A 17,503-nucleotide genomic window follows, 5' to 3' on the forward strand; every position below is an offset into this window, starting at 1 on the left:
TTAATTTTGTCAATGATCCAGGTCACTTAGTATTAGAGATCCAGATCACTTTAAATCATCAGGCTTAGGCTAGGTTATCTTGCTTTGATAAAAAAAGCAAGGATAATTTTAACTTAATTTTGATGTAATGACCAAAATCAAAGAAAATAATTAACTTTTGACAAACTAATATAGAGCAATATCCTTGTCCCTAGTTTGCTATTGCCCTATTTTCAATTAGCAATTAGTCCAGTTATATTTTTCTTTTCTTTAGTCCTGTAGTAAATACCCTCTAGGTTCAGAGGAGGATTTCAGGAGGAAATATAATCTAAATTTTGGTATACAACAACTTGTTGTTCTTGGCAATTGACACAGTTATAGAAATTTCTTATGGGTATAGACTGGAGTTGATATAGCAGTCCTCAGCACGGTTGTGTCGAAAATATCTGCATAATTAATTAAATGGGCAATGAGCATTACGGAGAAAAGTTTCACACTTTTTATCTCTAGGGATATAGGAACACTATTTGATTTTTTGCTAGTCTTTTGATACTAAGTATAAAAGTAGCTAAAACAATCCATCTCATCTCTACTTCTTTAATTATCACAAGCTATACTTAATCTTGCCTAGAGTATTCCCTCGGTTATATATAAGTTTTTTTACTTCTATTTGTCTCAGTATTTCCTTGGTTTGAAAAAACATTCAACATTCAGGGATTAAATTACTAGATTGCACAATTAACTAAAAATATTAAAAACTTAGTCATACTGAACCGATAAACCCCTTTTTTTCGTAGATGTTGATTGTTAAAATCAAGGATTTATCGTAACAACTGAGTTTATTTGCATAAGTCCTAATGTTTAAAAATTGACTTCAACTCAATACTATTGAGATTCATCTTGAGATAACTTTAATTGTTAATCTGAGATTTTAATCTTTTCTTTGAGTAATAAAATGATGATTTTAGCTCAGATAACCTAGTTGACGCCTAGCTTCAAACAAACCCAAGGCAGCACTAACAGAAAGATTTAAACTACGAACCTTTGGTTGTGTCATTGGTATATAGAGAGTTGCATTACAATAATCTAGAAGATCTTGTGGTAGTCCATTAGTTTCGGAACCAAATAATAGCCAATCATCTGTTTGATATTGAAATTTGGTATAATTAAACTTGCCCCTTTTACTGAAGCCAATCATTCTTCCACCTCGATTCTGATGATAGATTTTAAAATCTTCGAGGTTATGATGATAGTTGAATTTGACATAAGGCCAGTAGTCTAAACCAGCCCTTTTTAAATAGCGATCGCTAATTTCAAAACCTAAAGGCCCTACTAAATGTAGTTCTGTATCAGTGGCAGCACAAGTACGAGCAACATTACCTGTATTTGGTGGAATTTGTGGATAGACTAGGACAATTTGAGGCATGAAATCAATCATATATTTTGACACCTATCAAATCATAGTGACTTAAAAGGTTTGATGAATATTATTACCCATATAATTTTTACTATATCTATATATACTTATAATGAATGAAAAAGGGAAGCCTCATAATTTTTGTCTCTTTAAAACTACTAGAGTAAGATATTGTATTTATTAATTTTGCCTTTAGTATAATTGTCTAATTCTTCAAGAAGCAAATTATGCTGAAATTAAAATCTCAAATAATCATGATTATTTGAATTTTCATTATTAGCTACACTAATTTATTTTGGGCTTGATTTACGTTTTTTTTTACCATTGGCAATCGCCGTAAGTAAATCACTCAAAAAAACTGATAAATTATTGCTATTTCATAGAAATAAATGCTAAAAAAAAGTCACCTTAGAGTCTAGGGGAAAATATTTTTTCAAGAGGTCTAATGTTTAATAAAAAATGCTCAATACACCATTATAGTTGTTAATTATCCATTCCTATATCAGCAGTTTAAATAAGAAGCATCAAATTAGTAAAGTTGACTGAGGTTTGCAAGAAGTTGGTTATGATATTCAAAATTTTAAGAGGTTTATGAAAATCAACCAGCTTTCCAGAGAGGAAGTAAAAAACATGAATTATGATAGGATACAACTCAGGTTATGCAACCATTGATTGACACAATTTATCTTCCAAGTCTTCTTCTTGTTGTGCCATCTCCTCAATTGCTGCTTTAATTACACTCCGAGTGTCAAAACTACTTTCATATTGCTTTAACCATTTTTGTGCTGTATTACCTTCACGAAGAACTTTTTTAATAGGTGAAAGAAAGCAACTAAAACCACGTTCTTTAGCATAAGGTAAAACCTGTTGATAGATTTCCTCAATCCAATTTCTAGCTAAAATAGTTCTACCATCTTCCCAATGGCGGACTTGAGCTTCGAGGCTATGATGAGCTACTGCAATTTCATTATTATCTGCTAAATTGACTAAATCCTCTGGACGGTTATTTGCTGGAAGGTTACTTTTTTCTAAAGGATCGAGACTAGGGTCATCAAACAATTGCCATAAACGAGCTTCTAAGAAAGCAACTAGGGCCAGTTGCATAACTGGGTTGTGTACAAAATCACAAATTCTTAATTCTAAACGATTAAGATTATATGGACGACGATCGCCGTTAGGGCGCACAGAGGACCATAGATGACGGACGTTCTGCATAATGCCTGATGCAATTTTATCCTCAGTCCATTTAATCAAATGACCATGACTTTCAAACAAAGGAACATAAGTCGGAGTTTTGGGAAAAGTAGCCCAACGAGTAGAGTGAAACCCTGTTACTTGACCATCGAGAAAAGGAGAAGAGGCACTGAGAGCCAAGTATAAAGGAGCTTCCATCCGAATTAAGCGAATAGCTCGCATTAGTAATTCTGGATCACTAATACCAACATTAATATGAATACTGGTTGTAACAACTGTCGTACCGTAGGTTTGTTCTATGTATGTGTGATATGGGTTGTTTGGGTCAGAACGATAAAAAAGATTACTATTCCCTAGAGATAAAGTACTTCCTGGAATTATAGTGTAATCTCCTAAAGTGCTTAAATAGTTTCTTAGTTTTAGTCTTGGCTTTACTAGAGCGCATAAAAGTCGATCGTAGCTACACAATGGTGCAGTAGTGTATTCTACATTTCTACTATCTGGCTCCCTGACAAACCCCTCTACATTGGCCACAATTTCCTCTGACAGGCCAAATATATTACCTTGGGGTGTGCCAGTGTACATTTCTACTTCAAATCCTTTTGATAGCAGCACGACAGGCTCCTGAGTCTGATTTATTTATATTTTTCATTTTATCGTGTATTTAACGCCTTTTTACCTTATGTTCTAGGGTTTAATTTTTTGTAAATTCAATCTAAAACAAGGGATAGGCAACGAAGAGGTAGATATTTTCTAATATATAAAAGAGGAATGAGATAAAAATATTCCTCTTGAGTTCTAACTTTTACAATTAGGCAGGGATTTACAGCCTTGGTAGTATTAAAGTTTGAAGATTTAGTTGATTAGCAGTTTCTAATTATTATTCTACAATTATTTTATTTCTGATTGCTTATTACTTAATTGCATTCTACTAAAATTAGAATTAATAATGAGGCGTTGCTGAATCTCAAATTTAGAAATGTGTCAAGAATTAAGAATTTAGAATTAAGAATTTAGAATTACCTCTCATTGAAAAGAAGAGGATTGACGAACAGGAAAATTTTTATTTATTATCCCCTTAAAAGGGGAGGCTTTAAACCACAATATTTCGGTCAACTTAGTATTCCAAATAATTTGTATTATTTGAGAGTTTACCGTTTCGCTGCGTAATATGAAAGGCGGAGCAAGTGCGAGAGCTATATCGCCCTTTTCTAGAATCATACCTTATACCAAACGTGATAAATGTTTGGTATCAATGGTAGAAATCAGAAATAAGGAAAGAGGAAAAAGGAAGAGTAAGTAAATCTTTAAAAAAAGAGGATAATGATAGAAATAAATTTATAAAACTAATTATATATGCTATTTTTAAACATCACTATATAGAGAGCTAGCTTTTTGTAGCATTCTTTTTTAAAAGTGGTATTAATTAACTATAGACTCAAATTCACCAGGAAAAATTCCTTCTTGCTCTTGCTGTTGGAAGATATAATCAAAGTCAAATCTTAAAGCTTTAACATGACGAGTTATTATGAAACCACATTTATTAACTTTCTCTGCAGTAAAAGTTTCTCTTACTAACTCTACTAATTTTTGAGGTGATATTTCAGGTATTTGCACATAATAATCTCTTTTAGCAAAAAATACACCTTTATCTTTAGGTACGATAATACTATTAACTTGATGGGCATACTGAATAGGCTTTATATATGTATTAATAAAATTTTCTTGATTTGTTTGGAGCCGAGCTAGTCTCTCATGTTGTAGCCAACTCATTGTAAATATAATTTTAATTAACTCAAATCCTAAGATATAGTTAAAAATTTGATTTCTTTCTTCTGTATTAATGACTAAATTTAAGGCAGACTCTAAATAATGTTTAGTTTGAGAACTTATATCTTGAGCAGCATGAATATAGTATAGTCTAATGTAGTTTCGGAGTACATATTCATTGATTTTTGTTTTGGCACGAAAGCGTTTCAGATATTTGTTAACCCTGTTAATTGTATCTATATCTTGCAACATTTTTACGGCTAAACCATCTGCTATGTAATCATCTAAGAATTCTGCTTGTTTCTCAGTAGAAGAAGCACACAGAATATAGGAAAATGATAAAACATAACGGCGTTGATCCCAAGGTAAGTTAGCTGCCCATTTTTTAACTTCTTGAGGGAGTTTTTCAAAGATACTATCTTCTTGATGAGGATCAAATAATATGTTTTGAGACTTATCTTTGTGATTAGTCATTACTATTTTTTTGATTTAGTTATAGATGTCTTTACAATATTCTCTATTCGTTTTTGTGGCGAGAATCACATATAAATGATGTTATTGTCACTAATGATAGTAGATTTTAATCACAGGCAAGTTGAGATAAAATTATATAAAATAATGTCTGATGATTCCTAAGTACAAATAGTATATATATTGACAATTATATCTGTTTGAAAAGAATATTAGGGGCAATAACTATATGATAATTCAATCTAAGGGACTATATTTTTTTACTTTATGATTAATACTGAATATAATGAGTATATAATGTTACACTAAATCCAGCAAATCTGTCAAGAGTGAATACCTGATAAATGGACAACTAAATATTATTATCAAAATTAGATTTTAGATATGTTCTAATTATCGACATAATTTATCGCTTAAATATAGGTAATAAAATTGAAAATAGACTCCATATAATAAATTTATGAAGTGCTACATAAACTATAACTAAGTTATCAGATGCCAGGTTTTTCATTTCTCTAATTATTCTTGTTTTACTTTCAAGGTTACTTACTTTACTTAACCTGGAATAAGAAATGCTATATTAGTATTAATAACTATAAATGTTTTTAGTTAAATAAAATTGAAACTGAATTAACTAATAACCTAAATGAAAAATATACTCGCAATCACAATAAATTGCAATAAGAAAATATTGATGTGATGTTCAGTTAAGAAGAAAAATTACTGATGTATGCTTTCTCGGTTGGATTAGGTAAAAAAATTATGATTTTAGGGAATAACTTAACTGGGGAAAAAAATAAATTTTATAGATATAACCTATCTAAAAAACTTGCTTATGTATTTATATAATTGAATTACATATGGCTAGATTAAGCATAAGGGTTATAAAATTTTTCACTTTTCTGAGGTAATTTATCTTTATTTATCTAATAATAGCTTGAGATTCAGTTTTCGATGACTATAAATATTAAAAGTAAGCATTCGAGTAAATCGCATTTCCTCTATAAGAAGCTAGCTGATAGCTGTTTGGCCAGCATTCTCCAGGAAATGATGCTTACTTAATTAAAGAAAAGTAAGGGTGAAACTTGAAACAAATTGATGAGCTATTAACGAGAATAACTCAGTACTATAAATGTATAGACTTGATCAGAGGGAAAAAATGAGTTTAGATAATCTGTTTATGATGGTAAATAAAAGTAAGTATAAGTTCAAAATAAAAGTCAATTGAAATTAGGAGACTGCAGATGTTTAACTCTACTGAACTTCTGATTGATGCTTTCATAAAACAGCTAATTGATGGCTATCGCCATACTTATGGTGGATATAAATCAGATTATGCTGATATTATAGCCTGGGCGGCTGGGATGGCATTAGAAAGCATTGCTAATGGTGATGCCCTTTATCACAATGTAGAACATACTATTCTTGTAACTTTAGTGGGACAAGAAGTTTTACGAGGGAAGCATATCCGTGAAGGTGGGGTATCTTGCGAAGATTGGTTACACTACCACATATCCCTACTTTGTCACGATATTGGGTATGTTAAAGGTGTATGTCGTCAAGATCGAGGGGATTTAAGGTTGTATGCTACAGGGGTAGATAACATGAAAGTATCTCTACCAAGAGGTGCTACAGATGCTAGTCTTACTCCGTATCATGTTGACCGAGGTAAGCTATTTATTGACGAACGCTTTGGAGGTCATAAGTTAATTGACGCAGAAATAATTAAGCGTAATATAGAATTGACTCGTTTCCCTGTACCAGCAGATAAGGATCATCAGGATAAGGAAAATTATCCTGGTCTAGTTAGGGCTGCAGATTTAATTGGTCAATTGAGTGACCCCCGCTATTTACAAAAAATTAGTGCCCTTTTCTATGAATTTGAGGAAACAGGCCAGAATAAAATATTAGGATACCATAATCCAGGTGATTTACGTCAGGGTTATCCTAAGTTTTACTGGAATGTAGTTTATAGCTATATTAGGGATGCGATCACTTATTTGAATTTGACCCAACAGGGAAAACAAATTGTAGCTAATTTAAGTGCTAATGTGTTCAGGGTTGAACATGATGATGCTATACCAGAAGCAGCATTTGTCAGCTAGATTATATATTGAAACAAAATAAATTCTCATTAGAGAAACCGGGTTGATATCTCAGCGAAAGATGGGAAACCCGGTTTTTTTTGATGATTTCCTGAAAGTAGAAATTCAAATTTGATTATCTTATACCAAATCTATCTTCGTGAGAAGGTATTTTTAAAAGTTAAAGCTGTTGCTACATAAGCTATTAGGCTATGGAATAAACCTGCTTTTATACCCGAATCTAGTATTATATCAGAACTATTGCTTAATTTATCTAAAGCGATCGCTACTCACTTATGCACGGTAACCTCTTCATTTTCAAGTCGTGCTACTAGAACACCGATGACAATTTCGGACTCTTTACCTATTATTAACCTATTTGGGATAGGTAGAGAGGTGAGAAGGTGGGTATCCTATTAGGCTTCATCAAAAGAGGTATTTAGAGTAGATATATGAAGATTTGATGAAGTAGAATCAAAACTCTTGTCATAAATATAGACATTAAGTTATCTTTTTAGCCATCAGGGTTAAGTAAATTCTGGCAATCTAAAATATGATGTGATCCTAAATACATAATCCTGTTCATTAACCATCCTAAAAAATAACAAGATTTAGACTTAAACCAAGAAATAGGAAAGTCTGTCAAAGAGTTTTCGTTCTGAATTTCTAGGTAAATTTAGGATAACTAAATTTAACCAATCATATAAAAACAAATTTTCAAATAAAAAAGACAAAACTGCACAACTATATGTATATATGTAGTTGTAGTTAAAAAAATATATATCTCGCAGAAAGGCCATAGCTGTAAACAAATAACTATAAACCTATGTTGTCTAATCACTTAAACTCCAAAGTCACAAAGAGTAAGTCAAGTGTACACGGCAACTGCTTGACATCTTTTCAGCGTAAACTCTTAGAAAAAAATCTAGATGATGAGTTGCCGTGGCAATATCGCCAGAGAATAAAAATCATGCTGCTAGCAGATGAAGGCAAAACTCAGAGCCAAATTTGTAAAGCTATTGGTTGTTCTCTAGCTACAGCTAGACATTGGATGCTTGTCGCTAAGTCTGGTCAAGCTCACCAATGGAATAATCATCCTATAGGTCGTCCCCAAGAGGTTAATGAACAATATTTAGAAAGGTTGAAACAGCTAGTAACTAATAGTCCCAAGGAATTTGGTTATGCCTTCCAGCGGTGGACTGCTAATTGGTTAAGTAAACATCTAGCAAAAGAATTTGGCATTGAGTTAAGCGATCGCCATATTAACCGCTTACTCAAACAAATGGGTTTATCGACAAAACCAAAGCCACCGAAGGCGAAAGAAATTGCTGGTCAAGATATTAATGGAAAAAACATTGTAATTCGAGACCTTAGCTCTGACCTAAATCTTAACCCATCCCTGGGAACATTAAGTTTCAACAGTTTCAACAACAAAGCCCTAAATATTTAGTAAATAAAATTTTGAGTTATGGTTCAAAATGCACCCACTCCTGCTTTGACTCAGGGGCAGCTCACTGATGTCTTAGGATATTCCCTGTCAGAAAAAAAAATAGAAAATTGCCTGAAAACATTAGAATATTTGACACCGAAAGTTGGTCAGTTTTGGCAAGCAGAGGGAGGAGAGTCAGGCATCTATATTATTATTGCAGGCAAAGTTAGACTACTAGATGAGGCTGGTGAATTAATTACCACTTTAAATGCAGGAGTAACATTTGGCGAATGTACCTTATTTCCCAATGCTGACTTTCTACCTTACTCAGCCAGAGCATCGGTAAATTTGAAACTTTGCTATTTGTCGGGAAAAACTCTGACCCCACTCATAGAAGAATATCCTCAAATTCGAGAACATCTTTACGCAGTTGCTCAAAAGCAAAATTCCTTACAAGTCAAATCAGATAACCTACCAATTCCTCTAGGGCAAACTTCTCAATTATCTGTCACCTCGACTGATAATTTCCCAACTACTGTCAAATTTGAGAATAGACAAACTGAAGATATTGCCCAGAAAAAGATTAGAAAAGCCTACTTTCCTAGCCCCAGTCAAAGAGTAGGTCATCTACTACAGCGAATTACCAGGCGTTATCCATTTTTTGCCCAACAAAGTGCCTCAGACTGTGGTGCTGCTAGTTTAGTTATGGTGGCTCGTTATTGGGGGAAGCGTTTTAGCGTTAACCGAGTTCGAGATATTGCGAATGTAGACCGTAACGGTGCTTCATTGAGGGGGTTATCAGCAGCAGCAGAAAGTATTGGGTTTGCCACCAGACCAGTTAGAGCAAGTCTTGACCAACTTGGCAAACAAAAATTACCTGCTATTGTTCATTGGGAAGGTAAGCATTATGTCGTAGTTTATGAAGTAGGCAGAAAGCACGTTGTTGTAGCAGACCCTGCTATTGGTCAACGCATCCTCACCCACAGAGAATTTAAAGATAGTTGGACAGGTTATGCTTTGCTCCTCCAACCTACTGCTTTGATCAAAGAAGCGAAAGAAACGGTTACTCCATTCTGGCAATTTTTTGAATTAATCAAACCTCATGGGGGGGTACTACTAGAAGTATTTATTGCTTCGGTCATCATTCAAATTTTTGGACTTATTACTCCATTATTTACCCAACTATTATTAGATCGGGTAGTAGTGCAGGGTAGCACCCTAACATTAACTGCTGTAGGCTTGGGGTTGATTATTTTTGGTTTATTCCGAGTAGCAATGATGGGGTTACGACAATATCTGCTTGACCATACAGCAAATAAAGTTCACGTCTCATTAATTGTTGGATTTATACGCCACACATTCCGTTTGCCTTTGAGCTTTTTTGAGTCTCGTTATGTGGGGGATATTATTTCCCGTGTTCAGGAAAACCAGAAAATTCAACGCTTTTTAACAGGAGAAGCACTGTCAATTTTATTAGATTTGTTGACAGTGTTTATTTATCTCGGACTAATGTTCTGGTATAGTTGGAAAATGGCTTTACTGGCGTTAGTTATTGTACCACCGTTTGTAATTTTAGCCCTAATTGCTACCCCTTTCTTACGAAGAATTTCCAGGGAAATTTTTGGAGCATTAGCAGAGGAGAATAGTTATTTAATTGAATCCCTTTCTGGTGTCCGTACTGTTAAATCAATGGCAGTGGAGCAAACTGTGCGCTGGCGATGGGAAGAATTTCTGAACAAGTCTGTCAGAAAAAACTTTTCTGGACAAATTATTGGTAACCGACTGCAAATATTTAGTTCTGGGATAGAATCTTTAGTTACTACAGGTTTACTGTGGTTTGGTGCCTGGTTAGTCATTCAAGGAGAATTGACTATTGGGCAGTTAGTTGCTTTTAATATGTTAATTGGTAATGTAATTACGCCTTTCCAACGATTGACTGCACTATGGAATCAAGTTCAGGAAGTAATTATTGCTATAGAAAGAATCAATGACGTAATTGATACTGAACCGGAAGAAGATTTACAACATCAGGTGCGACAGTCGGTTATGGGATTGTGCGGTCATATTCGGTTTGATAATGTGACTTTCCGTTATCATCCAGAGAGTGATATTAATGTACTGGAAAATCTGAGTTTTGAGGTCAAACCAGGACAAACAGTGGCATTAGTAGGACGGAGTGGTTCCGGAAAAACGACTATTTCTAAGTTAGTTTTGGGGCTTTATCCTGCCACTGATGGCAAAATTTTGATTGATGATCAAGATATAACAACTCTATCATTACCTTCGCTACGTCAGCATATTGGCGTAGTTGACCAGGATACTTTTTTATTTGGCGGTACCATTCGAGAAAATTTGAGTATTGCTCACCCCTCAGCAAGTTTGACAGAAATTATACAAGCAGCAAAATTAGCTGGAGCAGATGATTTTATTAAAAAGTTGCCCATGGGTTATGAAACTCAAATTGGTGAAGGGGGAGGAATGTTATCTGGAGGGCAAAGGCAAAGATTAGCGATCGCTCGTGCTTTGTTAGGAAATCCTCAGTTATTGGTTTTGGATGAAGCAACCTCTCATTTAGATGCTGAGTCAGAGCGAATTATTCAGACAAATTTTAATCAAATACTGAAAGATAGAACCACATTAATTATTGCTCACCGTTTATCTACCGTGCGTCAAGCGGATTTAATTTTGGTATTAGATAAAGGGGTATTAATTGAGCAAGGAAAACATGAAGAGTTAATGGCAAAACGAGGTCATTACTATTATTTGAATCAGCAACAATTAAGTGTGGCTGCTTAAAGTATTAGTAGTTATGTGACACGCCTAAAATGTGACAATAGTAGGGGCGGCTTCCGCATTAAGTTAATGGCGTTACAAACTATTGAGATAAACCCACCCCATAAAACATAACGTAACATTTTGGCTGTCTGTCTAGTAGTCTGTCATAGTAGGAGCATCTTGTTCCTTTGGGAAGCAAATAAATTTATCCGAGCAAAAAAAAATAATCAGGAATAAATTAAATTATGCCTCAACTAAATTCACCAGAAATAATCAAATCTAATGGTCATAAAAAATTGGATACTGATCTAGTTACATTAGAAAAAAATACTCTTAGTTATCGTCTAACAACTGAAAGTTTATTAACTGAAACTAGAGAAAAATCTAGTGCTGACTGGTCTTATGCTACTAAAGAATTACTAGATGCTTTACCTCAAAGATGGACGCGAGGACTTCTATATTTTCTCGTGTTATTTGTGACAATTGTATTGCCTTGGTCAATGCTGGCAAAAGTAGATGAAACAGGTGTTGCTAGAGGTAGATTAGAACCACAAAAAGGTACTTTAAAACAGGAAGTTGATTTTGCAGAGACAGTCAAAAAAGTTCATATAGAAGAAGGAGATACAGTCAAAGCGGGAGATATTTTAATTGAGTTTGACTCCAGACAAATTCAAGATAGACTCCAGCAACTTCAGATTAAATTAGAAGGGGAAAATAATCGCCTGACACAATTAGAAAAACAAAAAGGGCAATTAGAAATAGAACTTCAGACTCAGCAACGACAAAATCAATCTCAAAAGTTAGAAAAGTTAGCGCAAGTAGAGCAAGCAAAACGGAATTTACAGTCTCTCAAAACTGTCTATAATATTCAGAAAGAAGAAAAATTAGCTCAAGTTCATCAAGCGAAACAAAACCTTGATGCTTTGAATAGAACATCTAGTCTACAACAGGAAGAAAAATTAGCTCAAGTTCATCAAGCAAAACAAAATCTGGCAGATTTAAACAATACTTTAAATTTACAGAAAGAAGAAAAACTTGCTCAAGTTAGTCAAGGAAAACAACGTGTGCGTGATAGTCAAACTGCTTTAGAATTATCAGAAATACGGTGGCAAAAATCTTTGCGAGAAGTAGAACGATACCGCAATATTTGGACTGAGGGTGTAGTCAGTGAAGTTCAAGTAGTTGAAAGAGAGAATATATCAGAAGAAAGACAAAGATTATTAGAACAATCTCAAGCAGATTTAAAACAAGCTAAATTACGTTTACAAGAGCAGGAAGAAAATTACGATCGGGTAATTCATCAAGCAGCAGCCGATGTTAAACAAGCGGAATTACGTTTAGAAGAACAGCAAGGTAGTTATAATCGAATTTTGCATCAATCTAAGTCAGATATTGAACAAGCGGAATTACGTTTAGTAGAACAAAAAAGTAGTTATGAAAGAATTATTCATCAAGCTGCATCAGAAATTGAGCAAGCTGAATTACGTCTTGGAGAACAAGAAAATAATTATCAAACTATTATTCATGCAGGTGAAATTGCTGTCTCAAAAATTAAAGAACAACTCAAAAATTTGGATGCTCAAAAAACTGGTTTGATTTCAGAAATTGCTCAAACAGAAAAAGAAATTGATTCTTTAAATTTTGACTTAGAAAAACGAATAGTTAGAGCAAAATCTAATGGTACAGTTTTTAACTTGCCAGTAGATAAGGTGGGAGATGTGGTACAACAAGGAGAGATGGTTGTAGAGATTGCTCCTAAAAATTCTTTTCTATTATTAAAGGCAGAAATGGCAACTGGAGAAAGTGGTTCTTTAAAGGAAAGAATGCCAGTCAAATTAAAATTTGATGCTTATCCTTTTCAAGATTATGGTATTGTTGAAGCAACTTTAAGCAAGATTTCTCCTACTTCTGAAATTCAAGAAACTAATCAAGGTCCTGTGGCGACTTATGAGTTAGAAATTGATTTAGAACAAGCTTGCATTCCTACCAAAGATGAATGTATAGTTCTCCGTCCAGGAGATACTGCAACTGCTGAAGTAATTGTCCGTCAGCGTCGGGTAATTGACTTTATTATCGATCCATTTAAAAAATTACAAAAGGGCGGTTTAGAATTATAGATATAATTGATAATGGATAATTAATAATGGATAATGGATAATGGATAATTAATAATTAATAATTATTAATTGATTCAATCTAGGTTTAAAGTTTATCCTTTTCAATAGATAATTGATAATTAGAGAAAGTTTTTATGTTCTACTATTGATTAATAAAAAGCTGTAGTTACTAAACTATCAACAATTTTAATTTTTGATATTTCAATAAACCAAAAGGAACCAAATCATGTCACAATCTATTACTATTAGTTCTGAAGATATTCTCAAGCAAGCTAAATTATCTTTGAAAGTTCCAGAAATTATAGAAGGAATAATTACGCGCAAAATTCTGACAACAGCAGCCGCAGAGGCAAGTATTGAAACAACAACAGAAGAACTGCAAAAAGCAGCAGATGCAATGCGGGCAATGAATAAACTCCATGGTGCAAAAGAAACTTGGACTTGGTTAGAAAAGTATGGTTTATCTCTTGATGATTTTGAAGAAATGGTTTACTATAGTTTTTTATCTGGAAAATTAGCTAATCATTTATTTTTAAATAAAGTAGAGCCATATTTCTTTGAAAATCAGTTAAATTATGCAGGCGCAGTTATTTATGAAGCGGTGTTAGATGATGAAGATTTAGCAATGGAATTATACTATGCAATTCAGGAAGGAGAAATGACTTTTTATGAAGTTGCCCATCAGTATATTCAAGAGCAAGAACTACGACGTTCTGGCGGTTATCGAGGAATAGTAAAACGCCGGGAATTAAAACCAGAAATTTCAGCAGTTGTTTTTGCTGCTCAACCACCACAAATTGTTAAACCTGTAGTCACTTCTAAAGGAGTACATTTAATTTTTGTTGAGGAAATTATTCAACCAGAGCTAACAGATAAATTGCGTTATCAGATACTTTCAGAATTGTTTGATGGGTGGATTAAAGAACAAGTTGAGAAATTTGAGATTGTTAAAAAGCTTGATTCAAATATTCAGGTAGCATAGTTAATCCGGCTTTATTAGCCCTCTAATGTATGTAATGATTATAGAAGAGGGCTTAATTTTTTATATTTTGACTTCAGGAAAAATTTTCTTGAGAGTTAATTTTCTGATGCAACCAAACTTGAAATAAAGACTCTATTACTTGCTCTCTAACTTCTGATAGTATTACTGGAAATTTTTTCTCAATTCTGAGGATATGGTATCCTAATTTAGTTTGAATAGGACCTAAAATATTACCTTCTTCACCATCAGCAACAACTTGAGAAATTTCTGGTAACAGTTCGACTAAAAACTTAACTCCAGCAAAACCTCCATTTTCCTGAGACTGCTTTCCTTTGGAATATTCTAGTGCTAAGGCACAAAAAGAAGTATTTTCTTCTCTTAATAACCGAAGTATTTCTACAGCTTCAGTTAGGTTAGAAACTAAAATTTGAGATAAAGCAAAACGCTGATAATTATTACGGTTAGTTATGTAATCAGTATCTACTATTTCTCCAAACAAATGTTCCTTTAGTTTCTGAGCTAGTAGAGATATCTTAATTCCCTCAGACCAATTTTCTACTGTAATTCTTTGTTTTTCCAACCATTCTATTGTCTTGGATGCTTCAGAAAGATGATGTTCTTGACGAAATGTATCACCAGCTTTTTGCAACTCTTCATCAGAAATTGTGATGTCTAACTCTTGACAAATACCCAAAATTAACGCTTCTTCTTCAGCAGACTCTGCTATTGCTGCAAGTTTACAGGAACGTCGCAAATACCCAATAATCTCTTCGTCGGTAGCTTCTGATATATTTGGTAGTTGTAACTTTTCTAAAGTTTCTCTCATTGTTCAAATATTAAAGATGTTTACTATAGTATTAATGAACTTCTACCTAGAGTAAAGCAAAGATTGAGCAGAGATATCTTCTATCTTGAGACGGCCACGATGCAAATCTCCATATAAATTCAGGTATTCTATTTCGGCCTTTGTTAATTTTCCTTTTTGAACCCCCGCGATCGCTGCATCGATTTCTTCTCGACATTGTAAACCTGTTAAACATACATCCACAGAGTTTTGAGTCAAAGAATAACGATAAAAATCAGGTACAGAAGGTTGCCAACAACCATGTGGTAAACCTATAGGTGTATCCCAAAGCGCACCAGAGTGAGAACCACTAGACTTAAAAGTTACAATACCTGGACGTTTTGTATCTTCTTGATTTAATTGATTAAGTAATTGATTTTGGGCAGTCCTATGGGCAACATTGTGTCGAACCATTATTACATCTAACAGAGGACTATTAGACCATTGTTTTGCTAAATTAATATCGTGGAAAGAAGCGCCGATATATCGAACCACACCCATTTTTTTCAACCGTTCGGAAATACCAAACATTCTTTCTATAGTCCGTTGATAAACAGAATTAGAACCTTTCAAGTCTGGAGAAAGTTGTAAACATTCTTCTAAAGCTGTTCCATCTTTTGCCCCTACCCAACCCCAGAAAAAAACATCAATGTAGTCTATTCCTAACTCAGCAAATTGATCTAATAATGCTCCCAATACCATTTCTGGGTTTTTGATATAAGTTACAGTTGCTAATACCACTTTTTCTCTGACAGAAGAACCACGTCCACATAACTGACGTAAAGCTCCGGACATTAAACTATATAAATAGTGATGTAGATCGCTGGAGAAAAAAAAGTAATTTATACCCTTATCAAAGGCATAGAGTGTATCCTCACTAGAAATACCACCTCCACCACCTAAGCCAAGGCAACTAACTTCTAAATTTGTACGGCCTAATTTTCGATAGAAAGGTAAATCAGATTCTGGAAATTTAATGGTTGAATGAAAATTCTCCACTTGTGGCATAGTTTTTTGTGGAGATAAGTCAGTTATTTGCATAAATTTACAGATTGGTAAAACTACATACTTTGCCTAGTATCTCTAATTACTTTATAAGAAAACAGAATGATAAATCCAATCAGAGTAACCCAGGCAAAAATTGCTTTAACTGAAAGCATACTATCTCCACTTAGCATTAGTAATCTATCAGTTCCCACATCTTCCATCAGTGCCAGAGAAATACCGAGGGATAGGAAAGCTATAGTACCTGCATAGTCTACAGAAAAAATATAGGAAATAGCTAGAATAATACTGAAAATTGATAGTGCCAAGGCAAGTTTCATATATTTTATTACTCCTAAAATTTTATTGAAAAAGTAGTAGGAGGATAAGTAAAATTCAAGTAATGAATTTTGATTTTATCCTACTACACTATTGTCAATTCCCTGGTAATAATTACCAAGCAAAAAGAGATAGTTTAGAAAATAGCTTTAACTATTGCTACGCCAGCTTTAGTGATACCGTAGCTAGCTGCTACACCTGCACCAACTGCTAAGATAGTTACAGTAAATCCACCTTGTGTATTAGTGAGTTCACTATCAGTTAGCTCGTTTAAAAAAGTTTCTTGATCAGAAAGCAGATCTGCTCCTACTGGACTTAAATTGTTAATAGCGATTACAGACATTTGTTATCTCCTTTAGTTTTCAGTTTTTACTTCAAGTTATCTTTAATCTATAGAGCTTCTGCAATTGCAGCACCAGCACCTAGTACTGCACCACCAGCAATCCAACCAGTAGATACCTTAACACCGAAGACTACAACAAATCCTAAAGGAGTGATTCCACCAGTAGTAGCAAAAAGCTCTTCATCAGTTACATCATTTAGAAAGCTCTCTGAGTCCATGAAAAGTTCAGAACCAGCAGCAGTTAGATTAGAAACAGTGATCTTAGCCATTATAAATGTTCTCCTTGTTATAATTTTTGATTTTTGCTTGAGGTCGTTTACCTCTTTACATTCACTATAGTAAGTGATTTTTATTTGCTTGCAAAGTCTTTTTTGATGATAAAAAAGACATAAATAATTGAGTTATAAGAAATGATTGAACAATAAATAAATCCTAATTACTTGATGTTGTCTTCAGATGATAAAAATCAAGTAAATATCAATTTCTTTTTAGACATAATTATCATAATTAAATCAAAATTTACTCTGGACAATATTTTATGGCCTTTAATCTCAATAGTTCTATAAATCAAACTATTCAGTATGTTTTTGTTCTGTTACACCAATTTAATAAATGTTTGTTACAAATAGACAGGGTATTTTTTAGGGGTCAGGAGTCATAATGAATCGCTTTGATGCTTTTTTTAGTTCATAAATCATCTTTTTAGTCAAAGAAACATCTCCTTTCATTAATTGATAATTGATAATGGATAATTGATAATTACCTCTGGTTAAAA

General features: G+C 33.6%; 13 protein-coding genes. 5 read left to right on the forward strand and 8 right to left on the reverse strand.

Going from position 1 to position 17,503, the window contains the following annotated elements:
• Positions 1-943: 943 nt before the first annotated feature.
• From ACP6PL_RS09305 to ACP6PL_RS09315, 3 genes are all read right to left on the reverse strand, one after another.
• Positions 944-1,405: a tRNA (cytidine(34)-2'-O)-methyltransferase gene (locus ACP6PL_RS09305; RefSeq protein WP_426544838.1), complete on the reverse strand. Its 462-nt coding sequence runs from the start codon at positions 1,403-1,405 to the stop codon at positions 944-946.
• Between the two features lie 648 nt (positions 1,406-2,053).
• Complete coding sequence (gene gshA, locus ACP6PL_RS09310; protein ID WP_426544815.1) at positions 2,054-3,205, reverse strand: glutamate--cysteine ligase; 1,152 nt, start codon at positions 3,203-3,205, stop codon at positions 2,054-2,056.
• Between the two features lie 807 nt (positions 3,206-4,012).
• On the reverse strand, positions 4,013-4,834 hold the full coding sequence (locus ACP6PL_RS09315) for a cobyrinic acid a,c-diamide synthase (RefSeq protein ID WP_426544817.1): 822 nt from the start codon (positions 4,832-4,834) through the stop codon (positions 4,013-4,015).
• A gap of 1,241 nt (positions 4,835-6,075) precedes the next feature.
• Here ACP6PL_RS09315 and ACP6PL_RS09320 point away from each other — a divergent pair.
• The 5 genes from ACP6PL_RS09320 to ACP6PL_RS09340 all read left to right on the forward strand — a co-directional run bounded on the left by ACP6PL_RS09320 (position 6,076) and on the right by ACP6PL_RS09340 (position 14,218).
• A complete protein-coding gene (locus tag ACP6PL_RS09320; protein ID WP_426544819.1) occupies positions 6,076-6,936 on the forward strand; it encodes an Npun_R2479 family HD domain-containing metalloprotein in 861 nt (286 codons plus the stop codon).
• 805 nt (positions 6,937-7,741) lie between these two features.
• Positions 7,742-8,365, forward strand: a complete 624-nt coding sequence (locus tag ACP6PL_RS09325) for a helix-turn-helix domain-containing protein (RefSeq protein ID WP_426544821.1) — start codon at positions 7,742-7,744, stop codon at positions 8,363-8,365.
• Positions 8,366-8,383: 18 nt separating this feature from the next.
• Positions 8,384-11,140 carry a peptidase domain-containing ABC transporter gene (locus ACP6PL_RS09330; protein WP_426544823.1) on the forward strand — a complete coding sequence of 919 codons (2,757 nt, stop codon included), beginning with the start codon at positions 8,384-8,386 and terminating at the stop codon, positions 11,138-11,140.
• Positions 11,141-11,364: 224 nt separating this feature from the next.
• The gene (locus ACP6PL_RS09335; RefSeq protein ID WP_426544825.1) at positions 11,365-13,236 is read left to right on the forward strand and encodes a beta-barrel domain-containing protein; all 1,872 of its coding nucleotides are present in this window, start codon (positions 11,365-11,367) and stop codon (positions 13,234-13,236) included.
• 226 nt (positions 13,237-13,462) lie between these two features.
• Entirely contained in the window at positions 13,463-14,218 is a 756-nt protein-coding gene (locus tag ACP6PL_RS09340; RefSeq protein WP_426544827.1) for a peptidylprolyl isomerase, read from the forward strand.
• A 73-nt stretch (positions 14,219-14,291) separates the two neighbouring features.
• Here ACP6PL_RS09340 and ACP6PL_RS09345 read toward each other — a convergent pair whose 3' ends face one another.
• The 5 genes from ACP6PL_RS09345 to ACP6PL_RS09365 all read right to left on the reverse strand — a co-directional run bounded on the left by ACP6PL_RS09345 (position 14,292) and on the right by ACP6PL_RS09365 (position 16,997).
• Positions 14,292-15,044: a peptidylprolyl isomerase gene (locus tag ACP6PL_RS09345; RefSeq protein WP_426544829.1), complete on the reverse strand. Its 753-nt coding sequence runs from the start codon at positions 15,042-15,044 to the stop codon at positions 14,292-14,294.
• A gap of 42 nt (positions 15,045-15,086) precedes the next feature.
• Complete coding sequence (locus ACP6PL_RS09350) at positions 15,087-16,103, reverse strand: aldo-keto reductase family protein (RefSeq protein WP_426544831.1); 1,017 nt, start codon at positions 16,101-16,103, stop codon at positions 15,087-15,089.
• Between the two features lie 20 nt (positions 16,104-16,123).
• Positions 16,124-16,387, reverse strand: a complete 264-nt coding sequence (locus tag ACP6PL_RS09355) for a hypothetical protein (RefSeq protein WP_426544833.1) — start codon at positions 16,385-16,387, stop codon at positions 16,124-16,126.
• A 134-nt stretch (positions 16,388-16,521) separates the two neighbouring features.
• The gene (locus tag ACP6PL_RS09360; RefSeq protein WP_426544835.1) at positions 16,522-16,728 is read right to left on the reverse strand and encodes a hypothetical protein; all 207 of its coding nucleotides are present in this window, start codon (positions 16,726-16,728) and stop codon (positions 16,522-16,524) included.
• Between the two features lie 47 nt (positions 16,729-16,775).
• On the reverse strand, positions 16,776-16,997 hold the full coding sequence (locus ACP6PL_RS09365) for a hypothetical protein (RefSeq protein ID WP_426544836.1): 222 nt from the start codon (positions 16,995-16,997) through the stop codon (positions 16,776-16,778).
• Between the last annotated feature and the right edge of the window lie 506 nt (positions 16,998-17,503).

This window comes from Dapis purpurea BLCC-M126 (assembly GCF_050015975.1).
GTDB lineage: Bacteria > Cyanobacteriota > Cyanobacteriia > Cyanobacteriales > Microcoleaceae > Trichodesmium.

What these genes read in the sequence shown, in the direction of transcription:
- ACP6PL_RS09305 (WP_426544838.1), bottom strand. Translation starts at nt 1,405, where the DNA reads ATGCCTCAAATTGTCCTAGTCTATCCACAAATTCCACCAAATACAGGT.
- ACP6PL_RS09315 (WP_426544817.1), bottom strand. Translation starts at nt 4,834, where the DNA reads ATGACTAATCACAAAGATAAGTCTCAAAACATATTATTTGATCCTCAT.
- ACP6PL_RS09320 (WP_426544819.1), top strand. Translation starts at nt 6,076, where the DNA reads ATGTTTAACTCTACTGAACTTCTGATTGATGCTTTCATAAAACAGCTA.
- ACP6PL_RS09325 (WP_426544821.1), top strand. Translation starts at nt 7,742, where the DNA reads ATGTTGTCTAATCACTTAAACTCCAAAGTCACAAAGAGTAAGTCAAGT.
- ACP6PL_RS09330 (WP_426544823.1), top strand. Translation starts at nt 8,384, where the DNA reads ATGGTTCAAAATGCACCCACTCCTGCTTTGACTCAGGGGCAGCTCACT.
- ACP6PL_RS09335 (WP_426544825.1), top strand. Translation starts at nt 11,365, where the DNA reads ATGCCTCAACTAAATTCACCAGAAATAATCAAATCTAATGGTCATAAA.
- ACP6PL_RS09340 (WP_426544827.1), top strand. Translation starts at nt 13,463, where the DNA reads ATGTCACAATCTATTACTATTAGTTCTGAAGATATTCTCAAGCAAGCT.
- ACP6PL_RS09345 (WP_426544829.1), bottom strand. Translation starts at nt 15,044, where the DNA reads ATGAGAGAAACTTTAGAAAAGTTACAACTACCAAATATATCAGAAGCT.
- ACP6PL_RS09350 (WP_426544831.1), bottom strand. Translation starts at nt 16,103, where the DNA reads ATGCAAATAACTGACTTATCTCCACAAAAAACTATGCCACAAGTGGAG.
- ACP6PL_RS09355 (WP_426544833.1), bottom strand. Translation starts at nt 16,387, where the DNA reads ATGAAACTTGCCTTGGCACTATCAATTTTCAGTATTATTCTAGCTATT.
- ACP6PL_RS09360 (WP_426544835.1), bottom strand. Translation starts at nt 16,728, where the DNA reads ATGTCTGTAATCGCTATTAACAATTTAAGTCCAGTAGGAGCAGATCTG.
- ACP6PL_RS09365 (WP_426544836.1), bottom strand. Translation starts at nt 16,997, where the DNA reads ATGGCTAAGATCACTGTTTCTAATCTAACTGCTGCTGGTTCTGAACTT.